Annotated in this window: 5 protein-coding genes; all 5 read left to right on the top strand. The window is 40.9% G+C overall.

What is annotated here, in order from left to right:
• Positions 1–139: 139 nt before the first annotated feature.
• The 5 genes from OH458_RS21810 to OH458_RS21835 all read left to right on the top strand — a co-directional run bounded on the left by OH458_RS21810 (position 140) and on the right by OH458_RS21835 (position 3,284).
• Complete coding sequence (locus tag OH458_RS21810; protein ID WP_269979835.1) at positions 140–499, top strand: hypothetical protein; 360 nt, start codon at positions 140–142, stop codon at positions 497–499.
• A 135-nt stretch (positions 500–634) separates the two neighbouring features.
• Entirely contained in the window at positions 635–1,144 is a 510-nt protein-coding gene (locus OH458_RS21815) for a GNAT family N-acetyltransferase (protein ID WP_038887411.1), read from the top strand.
• A 583-nt stretch (positions 1,145–1,727) separates the two neighbouring features.
• On the top strand, positions 1,728–2,162 hold the full coding sequence (locus OH458_RS21825) for a GNAT family N-acetyltransferase (RefSeq protein ID WP_269979836.1): 435 nt from the start codon (positions 1,728–1,730) through the stop codon (positions 2,160–2,162).
• A gap of 151 nt (positions 2,163–2,313) precedes the next feature.
• Positions 2,314–2,793 (top strand): hypothetical protein, encoded by a 480-nt coding sequence (locus OH458_RS21830; protein ID WP_269979837.1) that lies wholly within the window; start codon positions 2,314–2,316, stop codon positions 2,791–2,793.
• A gap of 197 nt (positions 2,794–2,990) precedes the next feature.
• Positions 2,991–3,284 (top strand): YkgJ family cysteine cluster protein, encoded by a 294-nt coding sequence (locus tag OH458_RS21835; protein ID WP_269979838.1) that lies wholly within the window; start codon positions 2,991–2,993, stop codon positions 3,282–3,284.
• Positions 3,285–3,412: the final 128 nt, after the last annotated feature.

Below are 3,412 nucleotides of genomic sequence, written 5' to 3' on the forward strand. Positions count from 1 at the left end.
TAACAAGGCGTTTAAGGCGGATTCACAACGCTTGGCGATTTCAGTTCAAATTAGCTTAAGTGTTTAAGGTACAATGGTTTAGGTTTGGTGGTTGGCGTTGTTCACCACTTAACGCGGCGTTATGTACTTGGAGAAAAATATGGATTTTCTCGTAGGTGTAGACCTTCAGGATTCATTTGTTTTGGGTTGGCACTACAATGATCAAACTCTTGAAATTGAACTAGAGTTTAGCATCTGGCCTGAGTCTAAATATTATGAAGCTCCAAAAATAGGTGAGTATACTTGCTATCGTTTGGGGTCTCTTCTTTTTGAGGGTGTTTTGAGTATTAATGGGCTCTTGAATCAAAATGATATACAGCCGACCAGAGACCTTGACGGCTCAAAAGACTACGGAAACATCGACTACTTTGAAAAGAACCAATCATATTTCAAGGTGGTAGGTGGCTTTGGGAGCATAGAATTTGAAAGCTCAGGTGTTCATTTTAAACTACGTACATAACAAGGCGTTTAAGGCGGATTCACAACGCTTGGCGATTTCAGCTCAAGTTAGGTTAAGTGTTTAAGGTACAATGGGTTAGGTTCGGTGGTTGGCGTTGTTCACCACTTAACGCGGCGTTATGTTTCAGGAGGAAATGTGGAGTATCGAAAACTAGAAGCAAGTGATTGGGAACAATACAAAGAGTTGAGATTACTAAGCCTAGTGCAGTCTTCAGAAGCTTTTGAGAATAGCTTTAAGGAAGAATCTAAGTTGAGTAACGAGCAGTGGATTGCTCGAGTAACGGCTACTCAAAGTGCCTTTATTATTGGTGCATTTGACGGTGGAGTATTAATTGGAGTCGCAGGTTTTGCTCAAGCTCTCAAAGAGAAAATTAAGCACAAGTCTTACCTATGGGGTCTTTTTATAAAACAAGAGTATCGTGGTAAACATATTGCAAATGACATGTTGAGTAAGCTTATTCACAATGCCTTCCAAAATACTGATATTTCGCAGATTCAACTGACAGTCGCTTCTGAAAACGACGCGGCTATTTCGCTATACAAAAAGTTAGGCTTTCACAAATATGGTACCGAGGTTGATGCACTGAGAATCAACGGGAAGTCATATGATGAAATATTAATGGCCTATGTGACAACTGAAACATAACAAACTGTTTAAGAGTGATTCGCAACGCGTGGCATTTTCATTATGCGTTGATTTTAGTGATTAAGGTGGTGTGCGGCGGCTTTTGTATTGCGTTGCTCACACCTTAACAGGGCGTTATGTAACAGTCTGATTTTCTGTGTTTTTTAGCTTTTCAAACTCCGAAGCTTAATCTGCCAATTTAGGTTACTGGTTCAGTAGTTTTGGTTTGCACCTCCGTAATTATTCATGGTTAACGAAGGTCAATCTGGTGCTGGGATTGAGACTCGGCTTGTTTCGTTGGTTCAAAAGCGCAGTCACTCTCTGAATTTCACTGTCCTGAAATCGTTGTAAATCCCCTACTTCGATTTTGGCTTTCGCACTCAAATCCATCAAAAGAACCTTGAGCAAAAGGTCGTTTTCAGTAGCCTGAAGGCAATAAAGTGTGTCCGAAGTCGTCATTACATAACAAGGCGCTTAACAGTGACCCTCAACGCGTGGCATTTTTGGTTTGCTGTAAATTTGGTGTTTACGGCGCAATGCAGAAACCGTTGTAGTGCGTTTCGGGCACGTTAGCTTGGCGTTATGTGTAGCCAGAGGGAAAGGCATGGAAGTACAGCTTAAAATCGGTAGTGACCCCTTATTCGCAGAGTCTTTAACCAAGACAAATATGGCAAGTTATTATCTAACTCGTGGGATTATCTGGGACCACAATCAGTTTCTAAGCAGTTGGGAAGAACTAGAAAACTACGAGATTCACCTCGACCAAACCCGTGTAGGTGTTATTCGTTTTAGCTATAGTGGCGAAACGACCTTTCTGAGAGACTTTCAACTTTTACCGGAGTTTCAAGGTAGAGGAATTGGAACTAAGTGCCTTGATCTAGTTGTAGGGCATGCACTCAGTCGTAAATCCACTAAGCTAGTTCTACGTGTGTTTAGTGAAAACCCAGCGATCAATCTGTATGAGTCCAAAGGCTTTGTTAGAACATCTGAAGTCAAAGGGTTGGTGGAAATGGAAGTCCCTTTAAGTTCAAACACATAACAAGCAATTTAAGAGGGATTCACAACGCTTGGCACCTTTGCTTCTACTTCAAATTTAGTGTTTACGGTACAATGCGTTAAGTTGGGTGGAGGCGTTGTTCACCCCTTAATTGGGCGTTATGTGCAGTAGTCGATCTATTTGAAGAGGTTTTATGGAAGTCGATAAAAAGTCAGTCGGCAGGCTATTAAAAAGTAACGTTTTTATGCTTATTGGTCTATTTGTATCAGCGCTCTTTTTTTGGGGAGTCTCTAAGATAATTTCATGGCTCATCTTGAATGCTCTCTTAGGCTATAGCGACGCTTATAGATATGACGAGATAGTGGGTAGTTTTATGTTTAGTTTGCTTTTAGGAGCATATCTCTACTTTCTAATTAATATATACAGACGCTCTAGTCTAAAAATTGACGACGATGATATTGTCGTTAGAGGTAGGTCTGGATGGAAGGTGCTAGACGAATCCATACCACTAAAAGAATTAAGATCTATACGTTTAGGAAGATATGTTGAGTTTACTTTAAGCAGTGGAAAAACATTGAAGTTCGAAGGTGCCTATATACTGTTTGAGCAACAGTCTTTAATGGAATTCTTAAACACTATAGAGGCTAAAGGGGTGAGTGTTAAAAACACATAACAAGGCGTTTAAGGCAGATTCCCAACGCTTGGCGTTTTGCATTCAAAGTTGGGTTAAGTGTTTATGGTGTAAAGGTTTAGGTTAGGTGGCAGGCGTTGCTCACTACTTAACGCGGCGTTATAGCACTAAGCACTTTAAACATCAGGCTGTAGAGTTAAATTCAGGTATAATGGCAAATTAATCTGTAGTTGAGCCTTATGAATATTCCTATTAAAACCCAGTCAAGTTCCGAAGCCCTTTGTTCCAATTGTAAGGCTTGCTGTTGTCGACTTGAGGTTATGATCATCTCAGACACTGGTGTCCTTGATGAACATATCAAACGTGATATTTGGGGTGGTGAAACCATGTTAAGGCTAACTGACGGTTGGTGCTCAGCTATGGATAGAGATAGTTTCATGTGTACTATCTATAAAAATCGCCCTTGGATTTGCAGAGAGTTTGAGATGGGCTCATATGAATGCAAAGAAGAAAGGGCAGAGTACTGCGTCTAACCTCAAGCCGTGCTATAACAAACAATTTAAGAGGGATTCCCCACGCTTGGCATTTTTAGTTTGGGGCAAGTCCAGTGTTTACGGCGCTAAAATTCAGTGTCGTGGTAGCGTGGCTCACCCCTTAATTG

This window comes from Vibrio sp. MarTm2 (genome assembly GCF_027587055.1).
Classification (GTDB): domain Bacteria; phylum Pseudomonadota; class Gammaproteobacteria; order Enterobacterales; family Vibrionaceae; genus Vibrio; species Vibrio sinaloensis_D.